The organism is Dyadobacter sp. UC 10, assembly GCF_008369915.1.
Taxonomy (GTDB): Bacteria; Bacteroidota; Bacteroidia; order Cytophagales; family Spirosomataceae; genus Dyadobacter.
In genome coordinates, this window is the sequence record NZ_VSRN01000001.1 from 1532457 (window position 1) to 1556734 (window position 24278).

Annotated in this window: 21 protein-coding genes; 5 read left to right on the top strand and 16 right to left on the bottom strand. The window is 46.4% G+C overall.

Annotation, left to right across the window (positions count from 1 at the left end; translation table 11 throughout):
• Positions 1 to 32 precede the first annotated feature (32 nt).
• From FXO21_RS06060 to FXO21_RS06085, 6 genes are all read right to left on the bottom strand, one after another.
• Positions 33 to 1730, bottom strand: coding sequence for a hypothetical protein (locus FXO21_RS06060; protein ID WP_149639257.1), 1698 nt, complete (start codon positions 1728 to 1730; stop codon positions 33 to 35).
• Positions 1723 to 3147 carry a DUF6056 family protein gene (locus FXO21_RS06065; RefSeq protein WP_149639258.1) on the bottom strand — a complete coding sequence of 475 codons (1425 nt, stop codon included), beginning with the start codon at positions 3145 to 3147 and terminating at the stop codon, positions 1723 to 1725. The genes FXO21_RS06060 and FXO21_RS06065 overlap by 8 nt, the downstream gene beginning before the upstream one ends.
• Positions 3140 to 4090 carry a glycosyltransferase family 2 protein gene (locus tag FXO21_RS06070; protein ID WP_149639259.1) on the bottom strand — a complete coding sequence of 317 codons (951 nt, stop codon included), beginning with the start codon at positions 4088 to 4090 and terminating at the stop codon, positions 3140 to 3142. The genes FXO21_RS06065 and FXO21_RS06070 overlap by 8 nt, the downstream gene beginning before the upstream one ends.
• A 75-nt stretch (positions 4091 to 4165) precedes the next feature.
• Positions 4166 to 5089, bottom strand: coding sequence for a DMT family transporter (locus FXO21_RS06075; protein ID WP_149639260.1), 924 nt, complete (start codon positions 5087 to 5089; stop codon positions 4166 to 4168).
• A 2-nt stretch (positions 5090 to 5091) separates the two neighbouring features.
• Positions 5092 to 6168 (bottom strand): LptF/LptG family permease, encoded by a 1077-nt coding sequence (locus FXO21_RS06080; protein WP_149643388.1) that lies wholly within the window; start codon positions 6166 to 6168, stop codon positions 5092 to 5094.
• A 19-nt stretch (positions 6169 to 6187) separates the two neighbouring features.
• Positions 6188 to 6850, bottom strand: coding sequence for a metal-dependent transcriptional regulator (locus FXO21_RS06085; RefSeq protein WP_149639261.1), 663 nt, complete (start codon positions 6848 to 6850; stop codon positions 6188 to 6190).
• Between the two features lie 168 nt (positions 6851 to 7018).
• On the opposite strand from FXO21_RS06085, the gene FXO21_RS06090 reads away from it, so the two are divergent.
• Both FXO21_RS06090 and FXO21_RS06095 read left to right on the top strand, forming a co-directional pair.
• On the top strand, positions 7019 to 8353 hold the full coding sequence (locus FXO21_RS06090; RefSeq protein WP_409014744.1) for an Nramp family divalent metal transporter: 1335 nt from the start codon (positions 7019 to 7021) through the stop codon (positions 8351 to 8353).
• A gap of 90 nt (positions 8354 to 8443) precedes the next feature.
• Positions 8444 to 10390, top strand: a complete 1947-nt coding sequence (locus FXO21_RS06095) for a KUP/HAK/KT family potassium transporter (RefSeq protein WP_149639263.1) — start codon at positions 8444 to 8446, stop codon at positions 10388 to 10390.
• Positions 10391 to 10398: 8 nt separating this feature from the next.
• On the opposite strand, the gene FXO21_RS06100 is transcribed toward FXO21_RS06095, so the two are convergent.
• The 8 genes from FXO21_RS06100 to FXO21_RS06135 form a co-directional block, all read right to left on the bottom strand.
• Positions 10399 to 10914: a phosphoribosyltransferase family protein gene (locus FXO21_RS06100; RefSeq protein WP_149639264.1), complete on the bottom strand. Its 516-nt coding sequence runs from the start codon at positions 10912 to 10914 to the stop codon at positions 10399 to 10401.
• 57 nt (positions 10915 to 10971) lie between these two features.
• Positions 10972 to 11673: a glutamine amidotransferase-related protein gene (locus FXO21_RS06105; RefSeq protein ID WP_149639265.1), complete on the bottom strand. Its 702-nt coding sequence runs from the start codon at positions 11671 to 11673 to the stop codon at positions 10972 to 10974.
• A 6-nt stretch (positions 11674 to 11679) separates the two neighbouring features.
• Positions 11680 to 13071: an aldehyde dehydrogenase family protein gene (locus FXO21_RS06110; RefSeq protein WP_149639266.1), complete on the bottom strand. Its 1392-nt coding sequence runs from the start codon at positions 13069 to 13071 to the stop codon at positions 11680 to 11682.
• 159 nt (positions 13072 to 13230) lie between these two features.
• Positions 13231 to 14004: a glucose 1-dehydrogenase gene (locus FXO21_RS06115; protein ID WP_149639267.1), complete on the bottom strand. Its 774-nt coding sequence runs from the start codon at positions 14002 to 14004 to the stop codon at positions 13231 to 13233.
• A gap of 49 nt (positions 14005 to 14053) precedes the next feature.
• Positions 14054 to 14218: a transposase gene (locus tag FXO21_RS06120; protein WP_225865904.1), complete on the bottom strand. Its 165-nt coding sequence runs from the start codon at positions 14216 to 14218 to the stop codon at positions 14054 to 14056.
• 56 nt (positions 14219 to 14274) lie between these two features.
• Complete coding sequence (locus FXO21_RS06125; RefSeq protein WP_149639268.1) at positions 14275 to 15651, bottom strand: glutamine synthetase family protein; 1377 nt, start codon at positions 15649 to 15651, stop codon at positions 14275 to 14277.
• Positions 15652 to 15675: 24 nt separating this feature from the next.
• Positions 15676 to 16299 (bottom strand): DUF4230 domain-containing protein, encoded by a 624-nt coding sequence (locus FXO21_RS06130; protein WP_149639269.1) that lies wholly within the window; start codon positions 16297 to 16299, stop codon positions 15676 to 15678.
• A gap of 16 nt (positions 16300 to 16315) precedes the next feature.
• Entirely contained in the window at positions 16316 to 17317 is a 1002-nt protein-coding gene (locus FXO21_RS06135; RefSeq protein WP_149639270.1) for a bile acid:sodium symporter family protein, read from the bottom strand.
• 147 nt (positions 17318 to 17464) lie between these two features.
• On the opposite strand from FXO21_RS06135, the gene FXO21_RS06140 reads away from it, so the two are divergent.
• On the top strand, positions 17465 to 18280 hold the full coding sequence (locus FXO21_RS06140; protein ID WP_149639271.1) for a glycoside hydrolase family 16 protein: 816 nt from the start codon (positions 17465 to 17467) through the stop codon (positions 18278 to 18280).
• A gap of 5 nt (positions 18281 to 18285) precedes the next feature.
• On the opposite strand, the gene FXO21_RS06145 is transcribed toward FXO21_RS06140, so the two are convergent.
• Both FXO21_RS06145 and can read right to left on the bottom strand, forming a co-directional pair.
• Entirely contained in the window at positions 18286 to 19452 is a 1167-nt protein-coding gene (locus tag FXO21_RS06145; protein WP_149639272.1) for a PepSY-associated TM helix domain-containing protein, read from the bottom strand.
• A 71-nt stretch (positions 19453 to 19523) separates the two neighbouring features.
• Positions 19524 to 20156 carry a carbonate dehydratase gene (gene can / locus FXO21_RS06150; RefSeq protein ID WP_149639273.1) on the bottom strand — a complete coding sequence of 211 codons (633 nt, stop codon included), beginning with the start codon at positions 20154 to 20156 and terminating at the stop codon, positions 19524 to 19526.
• Positions 20157 to 20402: 246 nt separating this feature from the next.
• Between can and ileS the strand changes: the two genes are divergently transcribed.
• Both ileS and FXO21_RS06160 read left to right on the top strand, forming a co-directional pair.
• Entirely contained in the window at positions 20403 to 23825 is a 3423-nt protein-coding gene (gene ileS / locus FXO21_RS06155) for an isoleucine--tRNA ligase (protein ID WP_149639274.1), read from the top strand.
• Positions 23826 to 24263: a DUF6934 family protein gene (locus FXO21_RS06160; RefSeq protein WP_149639275.1), complete on the top strand. Its 438-nt coding sequence runs from the start codon at positions 23826 to 23828 to the stop codon at positions 24261 to 24263.
• Positions 24264 to 24278 lie beyond the last annotated feature (15 nt).

Sequence of the window (24278 nt, forward strand, 5' to 3'; positions counted from 1 at the left end):
ACCAACATAGAAAGCTCAATTAGTAAGCGTTTTTATTGAATCGTAACCTGTTCGCCCGTATTCCAAACGGACAAACCGCCGGATGAAATCTCCCAAATCGCAAGATTATACGTCCCAGCCCTGATCGTTCCAACCGGGCATAATGCTTCGTTGCCGCCAAGTGGAAAAACGAACAGATACCTGTTTGAACCAGATTCCAGAAAAGCATATCTGCGATGGTTTGCAGCCGGGCCGGCAAGCAGGTTAATTCTTAAAACATCGGCTTCCAGGCTTGCCTTCGCTTTTGCATTCGCGGTAGCCGGCGCACCAGCCAAACGTACCTGATCTTCTTCTGGGTGAATGAGCGGAGCGGGAAGAGAATAAATCCCCAGGCTATCCACCTGTCTGAGCGTCGTTGCCAGCATCGTTTCAAAAGCACTGTTTTTTGTGGCTCCAAGTCCCACTCCATTGTGTTTTTGATTAAATGCAAATGCAGTCCGGGCATTGCTTGTGTTCTTGATAATAGGCAGATAGTTAACGATCGTTGACCACCAGAGCCCCGCCGATATCAGGCACATTATACCAAAAAACCAGTAGCGGATCTTCACACTAAGCGCCTGTAAAACAATAATAAACACAACCGAAGTCATGACGGCCGGATACATTTTATAGGTACTCCACAAAATGATATGCGGATCAAAGCGGGTCCTGAAAAACACCACCATTCCCATACTGATCAGCACATAAATCAATATAGCAAGCCAGAATGCGTTCCAGCGAAGATCTGTATTCCGGATGTTGTAAATATGCGCGAGGTACCTGCCGGCTTTATCAGGAATCCACCGGCCCCAGAATGCAGAAACGGACAGAACTGCGATGGTCCAGGTAGCGAAGACCGAGAATAATACAAACCCCGTAATCGTAGGGATGATCATTCTTCTGGCGAATCCAACATTCGCGAAAATATCGAAATCGCCACCCAGCATTGTAAAAAATGCGATGAATGTGCGCAGCGGATTTTCGAGCACGTAGCTGAATGCTTTGTCATTACCCTGCACGAAGTCGGGCCCCTGAAAATACAGGTAAATAGAAATAGCGCCCGCACCGAGCCAGATGAAAGACGATTTCCAGCGTTGCTGCAAAAGCAATAGTACCAGTCCCGACGGCCATACTACCATTCCATTTCCCATACTGAAAGTGTCCAGACAGGCAACTGCCACAGCCAATGCAAAAGCAGGTACATTTCGCTTGACCAACAAATAAAAGCTGGCAACAGAAAGCATAATCACCATTTGATACTGCATGGACATGATCGTCATGAAAGTACCGGCGTATGCCTGAAAGTTAAAGATCAAAAATGCGATGGGCAGAATAAAGTACCATTTACCTCCCTGCCGCAGGTAACCGCGGACGATAAACAGAAATATGATCAGCACGCTCAGGTTGCCTGCGAAAAGCAAATCCTTGAAATTAAGCTTGCCGGTAAGGTAATACTGCGCCAGGACTATCAGCCGGGCTGTGAAAACACGATGCTCATTATTAGGGCGGATAAATGCCTCCCATTTCCCGTATAAAGTGCTTGATTTCAGCCAGTTTACTAAAAAGTAGGGTATATTCTCAACATCATCGAACCAGGGAATATTGATACTGTTTTTGACGATAATATAATAGAATCCACCAATCACGCTGAGCGTCAGGATACCTGTTACATATTGAGAAAGCGTCTCCTGCTTTTTATTCAAACTATTCATTCTTTTCCGACATTATAATCGCAATCCTGCCATAATACCCCGCCATGCATTTGTTCCACCAGTGATCAGGATTAGTAGTAATGTCATCTTCCACATAAATGGAAAATGCTTTGGAACGGATCGGAGGCAGATAGACCGTTTCGTCTGTACCGCTTTTTAGAAGTGCATACCGCTCGTACATTTCCTTGTCGTAGGCTGCTGCTTTGCCTTTTATCCAGTCGGTGTAGATCAATCTGACATTCGGACTCCGGTAGAAGGAAAGCGCGACAGAGGCCAGCAGGATCACATATAAACCGACAAACCGCACGACTGTAAACTGAAAGAAAACAAGGCGTTTTTGTTTGAAATAATGAAAAACAACGCCCCAGATATAAAACCAGCCTATCAGAAAAAAGAAATAAGCGCTATTTACCACACGATGCGTGGGTTCGATCCCTACGCCGTAATAGGAGGGAAAGAGCTGCGCCGAAAGTACGCCGATAAACACCAATACCGCATACCACACGGGGATTGAAAAGTAATTCCGCGCACCTTCCGATAACCGGGACATCACTACCAGCCAGATTGCCGTGAAAAACACCAGCGGCGTTCTGAAAACCCAGTCAAAACCCAGTACTGCCAGTTTTTTAATCGTTGAAATAGCGGAAAAAGGAATGTTGCCGCCCAGCGGATTCCCGCCCATTCGTGCCTGGTTTCCCGGAGAACCCAGAAGAAGATAGCTTGAAATAGCTGCTATCACGAGCATTGAAATCATGAAAGCGTCGACCTTACGATAAAAAATGAGCCGGTATAACCACCAGGCTCCCACCAATAACACCATCGTAAGCATATTCTGCTCACTCGCCCCGATCACCGCAAACACCAGAAAACCGGCGAGAAAACCGACCAAAAGCTTCGCCGACTGCGTATCCTGGCGGTACCACCGCAATACCATCACGAGCCAGAAAAGTGTCAGCATATTAGGTACCGAGTACGTCACAAATGCCGCCATCCAGTAAAATGCCTCCGCCAGACTTGCCATTTTTAATACAAAAAGAAAAAAAACGACTCCTGCAAAACCCAGATGTGCGATGCGGGACAAGGTAGGCGTAAGATGCCTAAAGAGACTGTAAAGGGCAAAGATCGTTCCTGCTAAAAGCAAAACGGGTAATACCTTGAAGCCCGTAATAGAATGAAATAGCAGCGGATTGGTATGGTTCATAAAAACCCCGGAGTACCTGCCCGTCCAGGTTGTGTAATACAATTTCATTGCCTCGAACCAGCCTATTTTGAAGACGGTATCGATGTAGCAATAATCATCTGCTGCGGAGGGATGGTTGTAGTAAGAGAGCGCGAGCAAGGGAACCAGCACAGCTATCATTAAACAGATGTTGATCCAGTTACCAACAGTCCTGTACTTTCTATAAAATTTATTCATTGACAATTTTTTCAATAATGTATCGAGGACGGGCTTTCACTTCTTCGTAAATCTTTCCTATATACTCTCCTATCAATCCCAGCGCCATCATGTTGAACCCACTGAAAAAAGTAAGTGGCAGCATGGTGGAAGTCCAACCCGGCACGGTACGCCCGATCAGAAAGGAAAAAAGAATGTAAACTACGATCAGCATCGCCACTATAAAGTTGAACAAGCCGAAGTAGAGCACCAGCCGCATTGGAAAAGTGGAAAATGAGGTGATCCCGTTCCAGGCAAAGAGCAGCATTTTACTCAAAGGGTATTTCGTTTCGCCTGCCTGACGTTCGAGCCTGCTGTAAAAAACCTTTTCATTTTTGAAACCAACCAAAGGCACAATACCGCGCAGAAAGAGATTGATCTCTCTGAAATTGCCCAGCTCCTGCAATACCCGGCGGTCCATTAAACGGAAGTCGGCGTGGTTGAATACCACAGGTACGCCCATTTTTTGCATTAAAACATAAAACTTTTCGGCAGTAACGCGTTTGAACCAACTGTCGGAACTCCTGTCGCTTCGTACTCCGTATACAACCATTGCCCCTTCCCGGTGCTTTTCGATCATTCCGGTAATGGCGTTAATATCGTCCTGCAAATCGGCATCTATGGTTATAAAGCAATCAAAATCGTCCACATGCTTTTCCAAACCAGCCATGATCGCGCTCTGGTGTCCGAAATTCCGGGATAGGCCTACGCCGATTACATTCGAGTCGGTGCGGCAAAGGTCTTCGATGATATTCCAGGTCCTGTCCCTGCTCCCGTCGTTTACAAAGCAGATCCGGCTATTTTCAGCAATCAACCCCTGCCTTTTGATATCGTTGTAATATATGTTCAGCTTGGAATAGGTCAGGTTCAGAATAGCTTCCTCGTTGTAACATGGTATTACCAGGAGTAGTCGTGCTGGATTCATATAATGCTGTGTGGATTGAATCGACAAAAATAGCAGTAATAAGTTAATATGCTTCTTTTGACCCTTGCGTGCGTTCTATTTGCCCGCCTTACTGACCTTCCGGTTGCCTCCATCAAAAACACTTCCTGATAGCAGCGGATAAAGCAGTACTGCGAGAAGGATCAATGTGGTACCCCAATAAAATGCGGTTGTCATCCGCTCTTTCTCACCAAAAAATATAAAGGCCAGTGCGATGCCGTAAACCGGTTCCAGGTTGATAGTCAGGTTAATAAGGTAGGCTGAAAATTGTTTCATCAACTGTGTCGCCATCGTGCTTGCGTACACCGTGCAGATCCATGCGAGGAAGAGAATCCAGACCCAATCACCCGTTCCCGGCAGGTAAGGCGCGTTGCCTGTCCAGCCGAAAGTTTCGGCAACAACTAATGCAATAAGCGAAAAAACTGTGGCTCCTATCATTTCGTAAAATGTAATGATATAGGCATCAATCCGCTGTACGAGCCTGCTGTTAGCCACCGTAAACATGGCAGCCAGCAATGCGGACGCCAATGCAAGCAGCAATCCGAGGGCGTGGTCAAATTCGAAACGAAATACTACATACAACCCTGCAAACGCCAGAATGCCCAACCCTACTTCCAGCGGCCGGATGCTTTTTTTATTGACCAAAGGCTCAATAATGCTTGTCCAAAGCGAGGTAGTCGCCATGCCGGCCAGACAAACCGATGCAGTAGATACCCGCGCCGAGGCAAAGAATAGCATCCAGTGTGCAGACAATACACAACCTATGGCCAGCATCCGGAGCAAATCCGTTGCGTGCGTTTTAAAGGTTTTCCGTTTAAGAAAAATTACAGCACCCAGACCGATTGCTGCAAAAAGCGTTCTGTATAAGACTAATGAAACAGGCGATATGGTAACCAGCAAACCGACGATCGCGGTAAATCCCCAGATCAATACCAAAAAATGCAGGTGCAGGTACGATCGTAATGTAGTGGACGATAACATGGCTAACGTGGCAATGTTTTATATAAAACCACTCCTATGAATGAAAAAACGATATTGGGAAGCCAAACGGCAAAAAGTGTGTTGATCGTACCAGCCTCGGCCACGCCTTTTGACAAAAGAAAGAAGAGGATATAAATAAACGCCAGCATAAAACCCAGCGCAATCTGCCAGCCCACCCCGCGCCTGCTTTTTCGGGCCGAAACAATCACTCCGATAGCGGTAAGTATCAGAATGGCAAATGGTTGCGTGAAACGAATGTACTTTTCGATCAGGTAAACCTCCAAACCATCCGAGCCGCGGCTTTTCAACAGCCGGATATGGGCGTTCAATTCCGGCAATGTGAAGGTTTCGAAGAGGTTATAGTCACTCTGGAAATCCTTCGGTGAAAGATTGATCGTCGTATCGATCTCCATCCCGCTGCTCAGTTTTTCTCCGAGGCTGTCCAGTGTTCTGACCTGGTAGTTTTGCAGCGTCCATTTCTGCTTCTTTTCCTGCCACACGATTTTATCAGCATAAAATTTCTGGATGAGTTCGTTGCCTCTGATCGTTTCCATCGTAAACTTGTTACCAGTGTTCGTGGAGCTATTGTAGCTTTCAAGATAGGCGTAAACGTCGTCTGAAATGGTAATATGGACGTTATGCCCGCTGAAATAGAACTGGTCCTTGACGTAGGTCTTTTCAAAATTGTTCCTGATCTTATTCGCTATGGGCAATATCCACCCTACCTGCACAAATGTCATAATCCCTAGGATGGTCGCGCCGATCATATAAGGCAGCAGCAACCGCCCGAAACTGATCCCACTGCTCAGAATAGCAATAATTTCGGTTCGCGCGGCAATGCGGGACGTAAAAAACACCGTCGCGATAAACACCATCAGGGGACTGATGTAATTGATCCAGTAAGGTATCAGGTTGAGGTAGTAATCAATCAGGATCTCCCGCAGCGGGGCCTTTTTTTCAAGGAAGTCGTCTACCTTCTCGGTGTAGTCGATCATGCAAATGATCAGCACGATCACGAATGCTACGAAAACGTAGGTAATCAGAAAGTTTTTGATCAGGTAGCGATCCAGGATTTTCAATCTCATGGCTGGTTATGTCTCATCGGCGCTGAACCAATAAATTTTTGGAAACCTCGAGACTGATAAACAACGACTCGCCCCCGTCTATTTGTACAGAAGCAGATTTATCATATTCATTAATTTCTTTCACTTGAATAACAGATCCCAGTTTAATACCCGACCTGTCCAAATGCTGCAAAAACGATGGCGCATGGTCCAGCACACCCATCATTCTCACTTTCTCTCCTACCTGCACGTCGGTCAGCACTTTGTAATCGGGTTCTGTTAAATTTCCTTTTGCGTCGGGGATCGGATCTCCGTGTGGATCGAATTTCGGATGTCCGAGATAAGTATCCAGTTTTTCCACTAGAATTTCAGAGGGAATATGTTCCAGCTCTTCTGCGATATCATGCACCTCATCCCAGCCAAAACCCAACTTTTCAACCAAAAAAACCTCCCAGAGCCTGTGTTTTCGGATTACTTTGATCGCAACTTTCTCGCCTAGTTCGGTCAGCGTGACGCCCTGGTATTTTTTGTAATTAATTAACCCTTTGTCTGCGAGCTTTCGCAGCATATCTGTCACAGAAGCGGCGCGGGTCGCGGTACTTTCAGCGAGCGCATTCGTGCTCACCTCCCCGCCGTCCCTTCCAGAAAGGGCATGAATGATCTTTAAATAATTTTCTTCTGTGAACGAATTCTGCATTTCGAGAAAACCCGGATTTTGATCTGAATATAAGCAAAAGTACAATCCTGCAAGCGGAGTAAAAAAATTTAGACTAGGCTAAATTTTTTTTGAGATTTTTCTTATATTTGTTTTCGGCATTTAATTATTAATTCCGTAGGTTCACCCAAAATGATTGACGGCTTAAAAGTGAAAGAGTTTTTACACAAAGAATCGTTAGATAATAAAGGGCAGCTCGCCTCTCTGTCGGAGGTACATTCCAGTATAGCGGTTCCCGAGGGAGCTGGTTTTTGGAAAAAACTGATGGCATTCACCGGCCCGGGCCTGATGGTCGCAGTAGGTTATATTGATCCGGGAAACTGGGCTACCGATATTGAAGGAGGATCGAGGTTCGGATATGCACTGCTTTCGGTGATTCTGATTTCCAACCTTTTTGCGATGCTACTGCAGCATCTTTCACTTAAACTCGGCATCGCTTCCGGCAGAGACCTCGCACAAGCATGCCGCGACTACTATTCCCGCCCGGTTTCATTTGTACTTTGGGTGTTGTCTGAAATCGCCATCGCAGCCACGGACCTTGCCGAAGTGATCGGTTCGGCAATCGCGCTCAACCTGCTTTTCGGCTTGCCACTGCCTGTCGGTGTGGTTTTCACCGCTTTTGACGTACTGCTGGTGCTGTATTTCCAACAAAAAGGGTTTCGGATTATCGAGAGTATCGTGGCCGGATTAATGGGTATTATCCTGCTTAGTTTTTTGTATGAAATGATCGTTTCCCAGCCTTCAATGGCGGGCATAGCAAATGGATTATTACCAAAAACCGAGATCATTACCAACCCCGGCATGCTCTATATTGCGATTGGAATCCTGGGGGCGACCGTCATGCCGCATAACTTGTACCTGCATTCCAGTATCGTACAAACCCGCGCCTTCCGCCGCGACGACGAGGGAAAACGTTCGGCCATCAAATTCGCAACGATCGACTCCACGCTATCGCTTGGTCTGGCCTTTTTTATCAATGCTTCCATTCTGATCCTGGCAGCGACTGCATTCCACGCCAATGGACACTTTGAAATTGCCGACATTACCGATGCATACCACTTACTTGACCCCGTACTCGGAGTTGGCCTGGCCAGTATCTTTTTTGCACTCGCGCTGCTCGCATCGGGACAGAGTTCCACATTGACCGGAACACTTGCAGGTCAAATCGTCATGGAAGGCTTCCTGAATATCAGATTGAAACCCTGGCTGCGCAGACTAATTACACGTGGTATTGCGATCATTCCGGCACTGGTTGTTTCGATCCTGTACGGAGAAAAGGGAACTGCCGAACTGCTCGTTTTCAGTCAGGTTATTTTGTCCTTGCAATTGAGCTTTGCAGTAGTCCCACTCGTGTTTTTCACCTCAAAATCCAGCATTATGGGGCGTTTTGCAAATTCCCGCGGGCTGACGGCAGTAAGCTGGATCATCACTTTGATAATCATCGCACTGAACGGTTACCTGCTTTTAAACACCTTCACCAGCTAACTTTCTTTTAACCCCAAATTAAATTTATCGGACAGAATATCTTCTTTGCATGCCGTTTCCTAACTTTCGCTGTTTTTTCAAAAAAAGTGAATGGAATCTAAGCACAAAGTTGATAAGGTAACCGCAGCCGGTGTACTGGTCGCATTCGGCATCATCTACGGGGATATTGGCACTTCTCCGCTGTACGTAATGCAGGCGATCATCATGAACGAGCGCATTACTGAGGAAATTATTTACGGAGCTATATCCTGTATCTTCTGGACGCTGACACTCCAGACCACCATCAAATATGTAATTCTGATCCTGCGCGCCGATAACAGAGGTGAAGGCGGGATTTTTGCGTTATATGCATTGGTCCGAAAACACGCCAAGTGGCTCACAGTCCCGGCTATTATCGGCGGTAGTACCCTACTCGCCGACGGTATCATCACCCCGCCCATTTCCGTTTCCTCTGCGGTAGAAGGTTTACAACTCATATATCCGAATATCCAGACCATACCCATCGTAATCAGCATTCTGACGTTGATTTTCGTTATCCAGGCTTTTGGTACCAAAGTAGTTGGCCGGGCGTTCGGGCCGCTGATGGTTACCTGGTTTGTCATGCTGGGCGTGCTGGGTTTAAACCAGATTTTGGTTCACCCGGAGATATTAAAAGCACTCAATCCGGTTTATGGCTATCATTTGATTGCCGATCATCCCGAAGGATTCTGGATACTGGGTGCAGTATTTCTTTGTACAACAGGTGCTGAGGCTTTGTACTCCGATCTTGGACATTGCGGCCGCGAAAATATTCGTATCAGCTGGATTTTCGTCAAGATATGCCTGCTGCTCAACTATTTCGGCCAGGGCGCCTGGCTGATCACTGAAATGGGCAACCTGCTTAATGCAAGAAAACCCTTTTACGAAATCATGCCGGAATGGTGGCTGCTGCCGGGCGTTGTGATTGCTACACTGGCCGCGATCATCGCTAGTCAGGCGGTTATAACCGGCTCATTTACGCTCATTTCAGAAGCTATCCGTCTGAATTTTTGGCCGAAAGTAAGGCTCATTTATCCAAGCGATCAGAAAGGACAGCTTTATGTGCCAAGTATCAACTGGCTGTTGTGGCTCGGTTGCAGCGGGGTCGTTTTGTATTTCCGCCAATCGTCCAATATGGAAGCGGCATATGGTCTGGCGATTACGCTGACCATGATCATGACTACCATTTTATTCTCTTACTATCTCTATATCAAGCGGGTAAACCTCTGGATCGTCATTGCATTCATGCTGCTTTACCTATTTATAGAAGGCATGTTCCTGGGTGCGAACTTGTCTAAATTCATGCACGGCGGCTGGTTTACGATCATGGCGGGAACGCTGGTAGCAGGTTTGATGACCGTTTGGCTTAGAGCTTTTTACATCAAACTGAGATTGACCGAATACACCAAACTGGAAAAGTATCTGCCAGCCTTGCATGAGCTTAGCCGGGATATCAGTATTCCAAAATACACGACGCACCTTGTCTTCATGACAAATGCTTCGAGAGCAACAGAAATTGAAACAAAAGTCATCTACTCCATTTTTCAAAAAAGGCCCAAACGTGCTGACGTATATTGGTTTATACACGTGGACATTACTGACGATCCGTACACAATGGAGTACAAGGTATTGTCGGACGACGACAATAACGACAATGTGATCAAGATCAATTTCAGGCTTGGTTTCCGGGTGGATCAACGGATCAATATGTTTTTCCGCAAAGTTGTGGAAGATATGGTGATGAATAAGGAGGTGGATATTACGAGCCGCTACGAGTCGCTGAGCAAGCAGAATATTACGGGAGATTTCCGCTTTGTAGTATTGGAAAGGTTTCTTTCTTTCGAAAATGACCTGCCGCTATTCGAGCAGTTGGTGATGAAAACCTACTTTTTCGTGAAAGATTTCACTACTCCGGAAGACAAATGGTTCGGGTTGGACAGCAGTTCGGTGAAGATAGAAAAAGTGCCTCTGATCATCCGCCCGGTAGAAAATGTCAAGTTGAGAAGGGTGTATAACTGATCTTTTTTCTATTTCAGGTATACCCCTTCCTCGCCTTTTTTGCTGAGCACTACTTTCACGTGCTCAGTTAATGTTGTACTCAGGGAATAGCCTACGTAATCGGCATGCACGGGAAATAAGTGGTGGCTGCGGTCCACGACTACGGCGACCTGCACTTTTTTCATCGGTACTTTCAGAAAAGGTTCAAGCGCGAAAGCAAGGGTACGGCCGGTATTCAGAACATCGTCAGCCAGGATAATCACCCGGTTTTCAATTTCTATTTCTTTATCAAAAACAATAGGACTTTGATAATGCAGCTGTTTATCAAAACGCAGCTCTATCAAATCCACCTGAAAAGGAGCTATTGCACCCAATTCCGCCGCCAGCATTGCAGCGAAAGCATATCCTTCTCCCGAAATGCCTGCGATGATTACGCCAGTTTCTTTAAAATTATTCTCATAAATCTCAAAAGCAATCCTTCTGATTTTCTGGTTCGTTTGATACGAGCTGAGTATTTGCCGTGGAGAAATAGTGCTTTCAGTCATTGAAAAAAGTGATTCGTAACAAATTGTAGGCTAAAAATAAGCATACATCCGACTACTTCATAATGATGCAAAATTCTTTATCCAGCCTGCAATCAGCAGTTCATCGGTAGGAATTGAAAGACTGACAATACCTGAATTGACCTTGGTCTCGCCTATTCTTTCAATCCGCAACTCCATTAAAGCCTTATTATAGCTCTTGGGAAACTCCGGATGTGCCTGGATACCAATCATATTCGTCCCAACCTGAAACATGCCGACATTGCAGTCGCTAGTTTGCGCCAGCAATACACTGTGTTCCGGCATTTTCACAACCTGGTCCTGGCACATCATCAGCAGATTAAATTTTTCTTTTGAAGGACTAATCCAGTTTGCAGGTTTCAAAAGCGAAAATTCATGTACGCCCACGCACCAGCCTAAACTGCCTTTTTCAACTTTACCGCCCAGAGCTTCTGCAAGCATCTGGTGCCCGAAACAGATCCCGGCGTACTTTTGACCGGATTCATAAATCTCCCTCACAAATTCTTTCAACCTGAAAATCCATTCTTCCTCGTCATAAACTGAAAATTTTGAACCCGTACAAATATATAGGTCACACGCACGAGCGGATTCCGGGAAATGCCCATTGCAAACATCATAAAATGTGAATTCCCAATCCGCCGCAACCTGCTTGAACAATGCCGGAAACATTTGTCTGTAATCCCCGGCAATATGCAGCAGCTCTTCGCGCACGTGGTCACATTCCAGCAGTCCTACCTTCATCGAAAATCAGCTGTTAACCTTTAAATGGAATGATTTCGGACGTGTTAATGCCTCGTACCCTATCGTCGAAAGCGTGCAGCCGCGCCCTGAATTTTTCACACCTGTCCACGCTAATGCGGGGTCGAGATAGTCGCAGCGGTTCATAAACCAGGTACCGGTTTCGACCTGCTCACCGATCGCCAGTGCGGCATCCAGATCCGAAGTCCAGATTGATGCTGTTAACCCATATTGACTGTCATTCATTAATTTAATTGCCTCATTATCGTCTTCAACAGGCATGATACCCACTACCGGCGCAAAGGTCTCCTCTGTCATAATGTCCATCGAATGACTTACATTAACCAATACCTGCGGCGCAAAGTAAGGGGTGCCTGACTGATGTGAGGGAAACAGACCCGGGTCAATCAATGCAGCAGCGCCCTGGGCGATTGCCTCATCAATTTGCTTTTGAGCGAAATCAGCAGCAGAAGTCCGCACCATAGGTCCCAGTGTAGTGTCCGGGTCCAGCGGATCGCCCAGTTTGTAGGTTTTTGTCAGCTTGACAAATTCATCAACAAACTGCTCATAAACGTCCTTATGCACATAAATGCGCTCAATACCGCAGCACGATTGTCCGGAGTTAAAGAAAGAACCGTCGACCAGATTCTCGACTGCATCTGCAAGATTCGCATCGGCCCTCACATAAGCAGGATCTTTCCCGCCAAGCTCCAGTCCACCGACTATAAACCTATCATTAATGGCCGTTTGCACCGCATGCCCACCTTCTACCGAACCGGTAAATGCCACGTAATCAACACGCTTATCGCCGATCACATGCGCCACCTGCCCATGACTTAAATGCAGAAACTGGAATACCCCCTTAGGCAAACCTGCATATTCAAAAGCGGCGGCATAACGCTCGGCACAAAGCGGAGTCTGCTGCGCGTGCTTCAAAATCACCGCATTTCCAGACATAATAGCTGGTATAACAGAATTGACGGAGGTCAGGTACGGATAATTCCAGGGAGCGACCACAAATACAACCCCGAGCGGATCGCGGCGGATGAATCGTTTGAACCCCGGAATTTCCTCCACTTCCACATCCGAAAGCGCCTTTTCGGCAACAGAGATCATATATTTAGCGCGTTCCTGAAAACCTTTCCGGATCTCATTCGCAGTATACCGGATCGGCCGGCCCATTTGCCAGGTCAACTCCAAGCCGATCTCGTCGGCATGATCAAGGAAGTACTCGACTGCTTTATGACATATTGCAGCGCGTTCAGCCACGGTCGTTTTGCGCCACTCCTTTTGCGCAGCAACTGCTTCATTTAAAGCATTTTCTACGGCCGCGGCATCAGCCAATGTGCGTTCCACATAAACTGACCCATCAATCGGACTTATTGTTTTCTGAATTGACATTGTTTTTAAAGGGGAATAAAGGGAGGAAGGAGGAAAGGGACGAAGGAGGGACGGGGGCCAAGAAAGGAAAGATAAGGAGAACAAAAAAGAGGATGAACTATTATTTCCCTACCCTCCTTCCTCCTTCCTCCCTTCATCCCTTTCCTCCATTAACTCTTCTTAAACGGGAGTAACGTAGGCGGACGTGATTCCTCCGTCGACCAGAAAATCAGTACCTGTCACAAACGAAGCTTCATCGGAAGCGAGAAATAATGCGGCGTATGCCATTTCTTTGGCTTCTCCGAAACGACCCATCGGAATGTGTACCAGCCGCCTTTGTTTTTTTTCTTCTGTATTTAAGAACTTCATCAAAAGCTCCGTCCGCAAAGGTCCCGGACACAACGCATTCACACGGATATTTTCCCTGGCGTGAATGATCGCAAGCTCTCTTGTCAAAGCCAGAACAGCACCTTTGCTCGCTGTGTAAGCGACCTGCGGAGTGGCCGCGCCCAAAATGGCTACAAAAGAAGCAGTATTGATGATCGAACCGCCTCCTGCTCTTTGCAGCGCCGGGATACCGTATTTGCAACCGAGAAACACACCTTTTGCGTTGATATTCATGGTCAAGTCCCAAACTGACTCTTCGGTGGTCATCGCATTATCATCGTCACTGTGCATGATTCCTGCATTATTGAAAATGATATTCAGCTTGCCGAATTTCTCTTCCGCAAAAGCGACGGCAGCCTCACAGTCAGCCGCTTTGGAAACGTCTGAATGCAGGAAGAAAGCTTCCCCGCCTGCATTAACAATTTCATCAGCGGTTTCCTGACCAGCAGCGTCATTTACATCGGTAACGACAATTTTGGCTCCTTCTTTTGCAAATAAAAGAGCAGTTTCACGGCCAATCCCGCCGCTTCCGCCTGTGATAAGGGCAACTTTACCTTCTAAACGCATTGGTTTATGTTTTTTACGGTTATGTGATGTTATTAATAATCAAATGTTTTTACATTTTTCGCCGAGGCACGTGGTCAGGCATACAAGGTACCGCCAGCATTTCAGAGTTACGATTTTGGACCAAGCCCGTCAGGTATTTGTGTAGTTCCTCTTTGTGTTCCTTAGGCATCAGGTTTTGCCTGTTTTTGATACTAAAAACAAATTGAAGATAAATCTGTGAAAGGTATCTGCCATGAAATTAAGTGTGTGTTTTACAAAAAAACCTAAGTTCTAAATTTGCTCAAAATAGCGCTTCCGCTCCCAATCTGTGACTGATGTGTCGTAGGCTCTTTGTTCGTTTCGGAAAAAGTGGGTGTAATGCTCGACTACTTCTTTTCCAAAGGTGTTTTTGGCAAACTCACTTTGCTCAAATATAGCGACCGCCTCCGATAGGGTATAAGGCACGCGGGGCAAATGGGCAGCAGCGTAGATATCTCCTTCAAAGCACTCGGGTGGCTCTATTTTATTTTTGATACCATCGAGTCCTGATGCCAGGGAAGCTGCAAAGGCCAGGTAAGGATTACAATCGGCACCAGGGATCCGACATTCGATCCGCAAACTTTTTCCGCTTCCGACTACCCTGAAACCCGCAGTCCGGTTATCGTAACTCCACGCCAGCCTCGTGGGCGCCCAGGAGCCGTCGACAAATCGCTTGTACGAGTTGACCGTAGGCGCATAAAAAGGCATTACATCCGGTACGTGTTTGATCCACCCGCCCAGAAACCAGCGAAAAAGATCAGACCCTTTGACCGGGCCAAACTCCTGGTCGCCTGCAAATGCATTCTCGCCATCTTTCCACAAACTCATGTGAATATGACTGCTGGAACCTGCCTGATCCGTCGCGAATTTGGCCATAAAAGTGACGGAAAGCCCCATCGCATCAGCCACTTCCTTCATGCATTGCTTGTAAACGACATGGTTGTCGGCCATCGAAAGTACGTCTGCATATTTCACATTCAGCTCGTGCTGGCCGAGCCCCCACTCGCCTTTTGAAGTTTCGATTGGAATGCCTGATTTTTTCAAATGCCTTCTTACCACGGAAGTAAATTTTTCATTCCGCGTTCCCTGCATAATGTGATAATCTTCCAGATAATAACCGGCCGGCGAGAGGTTTTGGTAACCTTGCTGAAATGCTTGCTTGTAACTGTTTTCGAGCAGGTAATATTCCAGCTCAGAGGCGGCAAAACAGCCCATTTCATCTGCTTTCAGCCTGTCCAGCTGCTTTTTAAGAACGGAACGGGGCGCTATGGATTCGGGTTGGTGTGTTTTATCATTGTGAACGTCGCAAATTACCAGTGCCGTTTTGTCGAGCCAATCCGCCGCACGCAACGTTTTCAGGTCAGGTACCAGATGAAAATCGCCGTAACCCAACTCCCAGTTGGCATATTTGTAACCCGGTACAGGGTCCATCGCCATATCCGTCGTGAGCAGATAATTGCAACCGTGAGTCCCGTCTTCCAGGACTGAATCGAGAAAATACTCCGCGTCGACGCGCTTTCCCATTAACCGGCCGTAGTGATCCGTAAAACCGACCACGATCGTATCAATCAACCCTTCAACCGTTTTACTTCTTAGTTCTTCTACCGTGAGAAATCCTTTTTTGTCCATCGTTAAGGGTTTGTGGCAAAATGGTTAGCGCAATTTTTCGATCTCGACGCTCATTGGAAATTTAAGTATTACTTTTTTCCCTGATGCTTTTTCTAAAACAGGCGTCAGTATTTTCCGTGCATTCTCCTTGGTTTGTTCCAAAATCCCCATGTCCCGGGCAGATTTCATGATTTGCTTTTCGGCCTGCCTGTAAGCTTCTTCCACCAGCTTTCCTTCTTCGTTGAATGCGTATTCGGTATTGTAAATCTTTGATTTACTGTGATCTATTTTAAAAACACAAAGCTCCGGCTCGGGCATATTCACAACCAGGTATTCGTCTTCCGAAGAAATATCGGCGATCTCCACCAGCGTGAGGTCGATGCAGCCGATTGCTTCTCCCTGCACGATCAGGATCGCTTTTGCGTTGGGCAGGAACATCTTCACTTTTTCACGCTCCACTACATCCTTAAAGTTGTACTTCACCAGTTCCAGCTTACCCATTGCGCTGATCTCCTGCAAAACGATCGTGTGCGTAGTCTGCGTTTTATCTTCCATTCCAAACCAGTCGGGCACCCAGTTTCCGGTTCTGAAATTAGACCATATTGAATTTAACCCTGCTATTAACAGAACCAACACAAGCACGCGCACAAACCAGGAAATCAATCGCATCAAGTTGGAAATTATGTTAAAACTTATTTTCTCCGACAGGCTCTTTTGCCAGCCGCTGGGCAATGATACTCGCTGCTATAAGTTGCAGTGCATGATAAATCATAATAGGAAGCAGCATTATACCCGCCTGCGGACCTGCAAAAAGCACTTTTGACATGACCGCCCCCTGTACCAGCGATTTTTTGGAACCGCAAAAGACAGCCGTGATGCGGTCTTCGCGATTAAACTTTAACAGATTACTGATAAACGTCAACAGGAAATAGATTGCGAAAAACAGTGCCAGCATTCCTATTCCCAAAAATACGATTTCTTTCAATCCAAGCGAACTAAAAAGGTCCTCGCCAAAAGATTCACAGAATGAAGTATATACGATCAGCAAAATAGACGATTGATCGAAATAGCGGATATACTTTTTATTCTTTTCCGCAAAATAACCCCAGCGCTTGTTCAATAGAATCCCGGCAAATACCGGAAGTAATACTTGCAAAGCCAGCTTTCCTACTACTGACAGTAAGTCAAAATGCCCCGGCCCGGTATCCAGTACCAGCCCCATCCAGAATGGGGTAATCACCACGCCTATCAAACTGGAAATGCTCGCATTGAATATCGCCGCCGGAATATTGCCTCTCGCAATGGAAACCATCACTACCGATGACGAAACCGTAGACGGCAGTGCCGTTAAAAAAAAGATCCCCAACCATAATGTCTTGCTTTCATCACTTTGAAACAATGGTTTAAAAGCCAGCGCAACGATTGGAAAAAGGACAAATGTGGACAGATGTACCATCAGGTGAAGCCGCCAGTTGGTGAGTCCTTCCCGTAGCTTGTCGGGACTCAGCCGCAGTCCGTAAAAAAAGAAAATGACGGAAACTGCATATGTGGATATTTCAGAAAGCGGGACGGGACTTTCTTTCATTCCCGGGTACGGCCAGAGCCACGCAAGCAAAATCATGCAGAGCAATGCGAGCATGAAACCATCTAATCCGGCTTTCCGGGCGGTATCTAGTATTTTACTCATTGAATTGTACTTTAAGCTGGCAGTTTCCGGTACTGACAACTTTTGCCTTGCTAACAAAAGAAGGGAAAGTTGGTTAAATAAAAATCGCTTTCGCCTTATTAGTTTAATGAGGCCACCAGCCTTATCGGTTCCATAATCTTTTGAAATATGAAAAATATTCTGCTGGCTGCCCTTTTCGGGATCTTCGCTACACCTGCTTTTGCACAATGGAAACTGGTTTGGGCCGATGAATTTGACAGTGAAGGCGCCCCGGATCCGAAAAGCTGGCAACCGGAAAAAGGTTTTGTCAGAAACCACGAACTGCAATGGTACCAGCCTGAAAATGCTTATTGCAAAGGCGGTTACCTGATTATTGAGGCAAAAAAAGAGAAAGTCAAAAACCCTGACTACAAGCCCGGAAGCAACAATTGGAAAGAAAACCGGGAATATGCAGCATATACTTCGGCCAGTTTTACAACCAAAAAAAGCCACAGCTGGCAATATGGAAGGTTTGAAATACGGGCGAAAATTGATACCCGCGCCGGGCTCTGGCCTGCATTCTGGACCCTGGGAGTCAAAGGCGAGTGGCCGGATAACGGAGAGATTGATATCATGGAATACTACCGGAATATGCTGCTGGCCAATCTTGCCTGGGGTTCAAATGAGCAATATAAACCCGTCTGGAATTCGGTTAGAAAGCAGATAAATACCTTTGAGGATCCTAAATGGTCGGAGAAATTCCACGTTTGGCGCATGGATTGGGACGAGCAATCCATCAAAATTTACGTGGATGATCTGCTACTCGTTTCCCAGGACCTGACCAAAGCTGTGAATGCGAAAAACAAGGCGATCAAACCATTTAACCAGCCCCATTACATATTGCTGGATTTGGCAATTGGCGGCGATAACGGCGGCGATCCTTCCGGAACAGATTTCCCCTCGCGGTTTGAAATAGACTATGTCCGGATTTATCAGAAAAAATAAGAAGGCTAGCGCGTTACCAGATCAGGTTTGACGCCACGCAGATTTCTCCGCACCGTTTTCCTTGCTTTTTTCTTTCGTCCCCACCAGATCAAAAATCCTGTGACGGGCAGGGAAGCACAGACCAGACTTGCAAGGAATACCAATATTTTACCGGGAAGGCCAAGAATAGCACCGACGTGAATATCATAGTTCATCCGCCTGAGCGTCTGTGCGAAATTGGCTTCGCTGTATTTCCCGCTGTAAGGTCCGGTAGCCTTGATTTTCTTCAGAGTGTATTGGTCAAAATAATTATAATCCACATTGTAATAAGTCCCTTCGCGAAAATTCACATACGAATAGATCGACTCGGAAGGTAAGTTGGGGAAAGATATATTCAGCGACGAATAGTTAGGATATTCCTTTTGCAAAGCATACCAGGCGCGATCAGTCGCCTGCTTGGGACCTCTGCCCGCATTGACCAGCGTAGTATCGGAAGCTGGGTTGTAGTAAACATCGGAACCTTCACCGCCGGTAGCTGTATATAAGCCCTGAGAAAACCATTCAAACCCCCAAACCAGGCCAGAGAGTGACAAAATTACGCCTATGGACATGATATAAAATCCCAGCACATTATGGATATCGTAGTTTTTGCGTCGCCAGGCGGCATTCCATTTGATCGAAAAACGCTGCTTTGAAGCCGCTTTGTTCTTAGGCCACCAAAGTATCATCCCGCTGATCATCATGAAGAAGAAAATCAAAGTGGCGGAAGCGACGACCGGCTGACCGATCTTTTCCGGTAACCACAGGTAGTAATGACCGTGCAGGATGAAATGAAAAAAGTCCTCATCCTCGTCCCAAACCTTGGCCACCTTCCCGGTAAATGGATTCAGATAGGCTACATAATAGAACTCAGGATCGACGTTATAGAAACCGACCTGCGCATTTCTACCCGGCGCATCATACAGTACGCCATTTGCCTTTTTGCCGGGAAGTACCTTTTCAGCCTCGGCTGCCAAAACCGATGGCGGCAGCAATTTGCCTTCCTTCTGCCCTTCCACAAACATATAAGGCTGCGTGAGCGCCTTGATTTCCTGCTCAAATGCGAGGATACAACCCGTAACCGAAATAACAAAAACAATCGCCCCTGACACAAGCCCCAGATACAGGTGCAGTTTGCCTATCAGTTTTTTCATTAACCCTCGCTTGCTTAATTAGACTGAATCAAGATACGAAGTTAATGTTATCTTTTTTTCCAGGAAACAGGTCAGTCAAATTCATATTTGTTAATTCCCTGTACCTCGGTTCCCGGCGGCATATGGATAATCGTCTTGATAAGACCGTCGTGCAGGCCGAATACCCAGCCGTGTAAATGCAGCTCACTACCAATATGCCACGCTTTTTGCACAATAGTAGTCTCGGCGAGATTTTTCACCTGTTCGAGCACATTTAGCTCCACGAGGCGGTCAAAACGCAGTTTTTCATCAGGTATCACTTCCAGCTGGGCGGAATGTTTTTCATAAACGTCTTTGATATTTCTCAGCCAGCTATTGATCAAACCCAGATCCTGATGTGTCATGGAAGCCTTCACCCCGCCGCACTGATAATGCCCAACAACGAGTATATGCTTGACTTTCAGCACCTCAACCGCATATTGCAGTACGCTCAGCATATTCATATCCGTGTGAACTACCAGATTAGCGACGTTTCTGTGCACGAACATTTCGCCTGGATGCGAGCCTGTCAGGTTTTCGGCGGGGACCCTGCTGTCGGAACAGCCGATCCATAGAAAGTCGGGTTTTTGATCCTGAGAAAGGTTCATAAAGTAATTTTCATCCACATTGAGCTGCTCGGCTGCCCAGGATTTGTTGGCGGTCAATAGTTTTTCGTACAGTTCCATCTAGCTTTTGCGTTGGTTAATCAAGGTTATAATGCTTCTGGCGACAGATTTCAAATCTTCGTACCAGTGTTCCCGCATCGAGACCGGCGCTAAAATAATACAATCATCAGCACATTCATTACAAGGGTTACGACCAATTTAGCGGAAAAAAAACCGTAATTTTGCACTCCGAAAATTTCAAAAGCGGGAAGTAAACCGCGCATTACACGACTGGCTAATAGCCAAAGGCTAACAGCAATTTGCATTATGAAATACAACGAATATAAAAACCTTAGCTACCCAAAGATCGGTGACGAGGTACTGCAGTTTTGGAAAGACAAAAAAATATTCGACGCTTCTGTGGAAACCCGCGAAGGCGCGCAAACCTTCACCTTTTTTGAGGGGCCGCCTTCTGCCAACGGAACGCCCGGAATTCACCACGTTATGGCGCGGGCGATCAAAGATATTTTTTGCCGGTACAAAACATTACAGGGATTTCAGGTAAAACGCAAAGGCGGCTGGGATACGCACGGTTTGCCTGTTGAATTGCAGGTTGAAAAAGAATTGGGTATCACCAAAGAAGATATCGGGAAGACCATTTCTGTTGCTGAATATAACGAAAAGTGCCGCCAGACGGTCATGAAATTTACCGATCAATGGAATGACCTGACCGAGAAAATGGGCTACTGGGTGGATCTGGAAAATCCATACATTACTTATAAAAGTGAATACATAGAAAGCCTCTGGAACCTGCTTAAAAAGCTGTATGACAAAGGTTTACTTTACAAAGGCTATACGATCCAACCTTATTCCCCCGCAGCAGGTACCGGCCTCTCGTCCCACGAGCTGAATATGCCCGGGACTTACAAGGATGTAAAGGATACCACGATTGTAGCGATGTTTAAGGTTAAAACCTCGGAAGCCTTAGCAGACTTCCCAGACCTGGACATCCGCATACTAGCCTGGACTACAACCCCCTGGACTTTACCCGCCAACTCGGCATTGACAGTTGGCGCGAATATCACCTATGCATTGGTTGAAACCTTCAACCCATACACCCACGAGCCGGTTGCGGTGGTATTGGCCAAGGATTTATTAGGTAAATATTTTAGTGAAAAAGGTCAGAATGGTGACTTCGAAGGTTACGCAGCCAGCGACAAAAAACTGCTACCGTGGCGAATCCTGAAAGAAATCAAAGGCCGCGAGCTGGATGGAATAGAATATGAGCAGTTAATGCCTTACGTGCAGCCAGAGGCACCCGCTTTCCGGGTTATACTGGGCGATTTTGTTACGACCGAAGATGGTACCGGCGTGGTGCATACCTCCCCTACTTTCGGTGCAGACGATTTCCGGGTCGCGCAGGCAAATGGTATCCCGGCAATCATGGTTAAAGATGAGAATGGCAAAGAAGTGCCGATTGTAGATCGTCGTGGCCGTTTTGTAAAAGAAATCACTGATTATGCCGGACGTTTTGTGAAACCTGAATACTATCCGGAAGAAGAGCAAAATGACCCGGAATTCCGCGCTACTGACGTTTTGATAGCGATCAGGCTCAAAGAAGAAGGCAAAGCATTCAAGGTTGAGAAATATGAACACCCCTACCCGCACTGCTGGCGGACTGACAAACCGGTACTCTACTACCCGCTTGACAGCTGGTTTATCAAGACTACCGCTCTGAAAGACAGACTGGTAGAACTAAATAAGACGATTAACTGGAAACCGGAAAGCACCGGAACAGGTCGTTTTGGAAACTGGCTCGAAAATCTGGTTGACTGGAACCTGTCTCGCTCCCGGTATTGGGGAACCCCGCTGCCGATCTGGCGGAATGATTATGGCGACGAAGTGTGTGTAGGTTCGATCGATCAATTGAAAGATTTGCTCGAAGAGGCGATCATCTCCGGACATTTGACACGCGAACAGGCGCTGCATAATTCCGAATATCTGCAAAAACTGGAACACGGAGACTACGACCTGCACAGACCGTACGTAGACGATATTGTATTGGTTTCCAAAAAAGGCCACGTAATGCACAGGGAGCCGGATCTGATCGACGTTTGGTTCGATTCAGGCGCAATGCCTTATGCGCAGTGGCACTATCCGTTTGAAAATCAGGAGATATTTAACCAAAGTTACCCGGCCGATTTTATCTCCGAAGGTGTAGACCAGACGCGCGGCTGGTTCTTCACATTGCACGCGATCGCCGGAATGTTGTTCGATTCGGTTGCATTCAAAAATGTAGTTTCGACAGGTTTGGTTTTGGATAAAAACGGCAATAAAATGTCCAAGCGATTGGGTAATGCTGTCGATCCGTTCTCAACCCTGGCTCAATACGGCCCCGACGCTACGCGCTGGTACATGATCACCAATGCGGAACCGTGGGATAATCTGAAGTTCAATATCGATGGTATTGGTGAAGTGCAGCGTAAATTCTTTGGTACGCTCGTCAATACTTATAATTTCTTCGCACTTTACGCGAACCTGGACGGATACGAGTTCCATGAAGCAAATTCTGTTCAGATCGAAAAACGGACAGAGCTTGACAGATGGATCCTGTCCAAATTGAATACGCTGATCAAGGAAGTTGGGGAGCAGTTTGACGATTATAACCCTACCAAAGCGGGCCGTCTGGTTCAGGATTTTGTGACGGATCAGCTTTCCAACTGGTATATCCGTTTGAATCGCCGCCGGTTCTGGAACCCGTCGCAGGACCAGGGTACCGGCCTGACGGACGATAAAAGGGCTGCCTACGAAACTTTACAGCATTGTTTGGTTACAGTATCGCAACTAATGTCACCGATTGCGCCGTTTTTCGGAGAATGGTTATATAAAAATCTGACTGACGGAGATCGCGAGCTGGCTGTTCAGCATGGTACCGACTACAAATACGAATCAGTGCACCTGACCTATTGGCCGAAGATCGAAACGGAGTATGTTGATACCGATCTGGAACAGTCGATGGAGCTGGCACAATCGATCAGCTCCCTGGTACATTCGATCCGGAAAGGACATAAATTGAAAGTTCGTCAGCCGCTGTCCAAGATCCTGATCCCGGTTTTGAGTGACAAAACAAAACGTCAGATCGAGCAGGTTACGGGTATTATTTTGACAGAGGTTAATGTAAAAACCGTCGAGTTCGTGCACGACGACAGCGGCATTTTGAAAAAGAAGATCAAGCCGAACTTTAAAACACTTGGACCGAAGTTCGGGCCTAAGATGAAAGAAGTGGCTGCTGCTATTTCTGCGATGGATGAGGCTCAGATCAAGAATATTGAGCAAAACACAACCATTACCCTGCAGGCTGCAAGCGGTGCGATTGATATTGCTTTGACGGACGTCGAAATCATTGCGGAAGACGTGCCGGGTTGGCTGGTAGCCAGTGAGGGTGGATTAACCGTCGCACTGGATATCACAGTAACCGACGAGCTGCGCCTGGAAGGCATCGCGCGGGATTTTGTAAACAGGGTTCAAAACCTGCGTAAAGACAGCGGTTTCGAAGTAACTGACAAGATCAGGATCACATTGCAAAACAATGACAACCTGCTCGCCAGCGCAGTCACTGCCAACAAAGACTATATCTGTCAGGAAGTACAGGCACTGGATTTGAATCTGGTAACCGATTTAAATGGAGAGGCAACTGACATTGAAATGGATGAGTTTTTGTTGAAAGTGAAGATTGAAGTGGTTCCGTAAATGAACTACGAGAAATATCCGGTAATAGCTAACACTGAAAACAATCGGTTTGAATTTCAAAGCATTGGAAAAAGAGGTGTTTTCACAAAAGTGGTGTTCATAACACCGCTTCACCTAAATGTATTCAACCTGTCTCTTGTTGACTACGAGGATGCGACACATGAGTATAGCGATATTAGTATCACTGATAATGGAGACATGAATCAGGTAATCGCAACAGTGATAGGTCTGATAGGTATGTTTTTAAATTTAAATCCGGGCAAATCTTTATATTTCGAGGGTAGCACAGCATCCAGGACAAGGTTATATCAAATTATCATTTCTAAAATATATGACCCGTCGAGCTCGGAATTAGTAGTTGAAGGATATAAAAACGGTACCTGGCATTATTTTGAACCTAATAAGAACTACGACAGTTTTCTAATTAAAAAGCGATAACTTTAATAAAGGCTT

Coding starts and splice junctions, on each gene's coding strand:
- FXO21_RS06065 (WP_149639258.1), bottom strand. CDS start 3,147: ATGAATAAATTTTATAGAAAGTACAGGACTGTTGGTAACTGGATCAAC.
- FXO21_RS06070 (WP_149639259.1), bottom strand. CDS start 4,090: ATGAATCCAGCACGACTACTCCTGGTAATACCATGTTACAACGAGGAA.
- FXO21_RS06060 (WP_149639257.1), bottom strand. CDS start 1,730: ATGAATAGTTTGAATAAAAAGCAGGAGACGCTTTCTCAATATGTAACA.
- FXO21_RS06095 (WP_149639263.1), top strand. CDS start 8,444: ATGGAATCTAAGCACAAAGTTGATAAGGTAACCGCAGCCGGTGTACTG.
- FXO21_RS06110 (WP_149639266.1), bottom strand. CDS start 13,071: ATGTCAATTCAGAAAACAATAAGTCCGATTGATGGGTCAGTTTATGTG.
- can (WP_149639273.1), bottom strand. CDS start 20,156: ATGGAACTGTACGAAAAACTATTGACCGCCAACAAATCCTGGGCAGCC.
- ileS (WP_149639274.1), top strand. CDS start 20,403: ATGAAATACAACGAATATAAAAACCTTAGCTACCCAAAGATCGGTGAC.
- FXO21_RS06105 (WP_149639265.1), bottom strand. CDS start 11,673: ATGAAGGTAGGACTGCTGGAATGTGACCACGTGCGCGAAGAGCTGCTG.
- FXO21_RS06075 (WP_149639260.1), bottom strand. CDS start 5,089: ATGTTATCGTCCACTACATTACGATCGTACCTGCACCTGCATTTTTTG.
- FXO21_RS06145 (WP_149639272.1), bottom strand. CDS start 19,452: ATGAAAAAACTGATAGGCAAACTGCACCTGTATCTGGGGCTTGTGTCA.
- FXO21_RS06130 (WP_149639269.1), bottom strand. CDS start 16,299: ATGCGATTGATTTCCTGGTTTGTGCGCGTGCTTGTGTTGGTTCTGTTA.
- FXO21_RS06140 (WP_149639271.1), top strand. CDS start 17,465: ATGAAAAATATTCTGCTGGCTGCCCTTTTCGGGATCTTCGCTACACCT.
- FXO21_RS06100 (WP_149639264.1), bottom strand. CDS start 10,914: ATGACTGAAAGCACTATTTCTCCACGGCAAATACTCAGCTCGTATCAA.
- FXO21_RS06160 (WP_149639275.1), top strand. CDS start 23,826: ATGAACTACGAGAAATATCCGGTAATAGCTAACACTGAAAACAATCGG.
- FXO21_RS06085 (WP_149639261.1), bottom strand. CDS start 6,850: ATGCAGAATTCGTTCACAGAAGAAAATTATTTAAAGATCATTCATGCC.
- FXO21_RS06135 (WP_149639270.1), bottom strand. CDS start 17,317: ATGAGTAAAATACTAGATACCGCCCGGAAAGCCGGATTAGATGGTTTC.
- FXO21_RS06125 (WP_149639268.1), bottom strand. CDS start 15,651: ATGGACAAAAAAGGATTTCTCACGGTAGAAGAACTAAGAAGTAAAACG.
- FXO21_RS06115 (WP_149639267.1), bottom strand. CDS start 14,004: ATGCGTTTAGAAGGTAAAGTTGCCCTTATCACAGGCGGAAGCGGCGGG.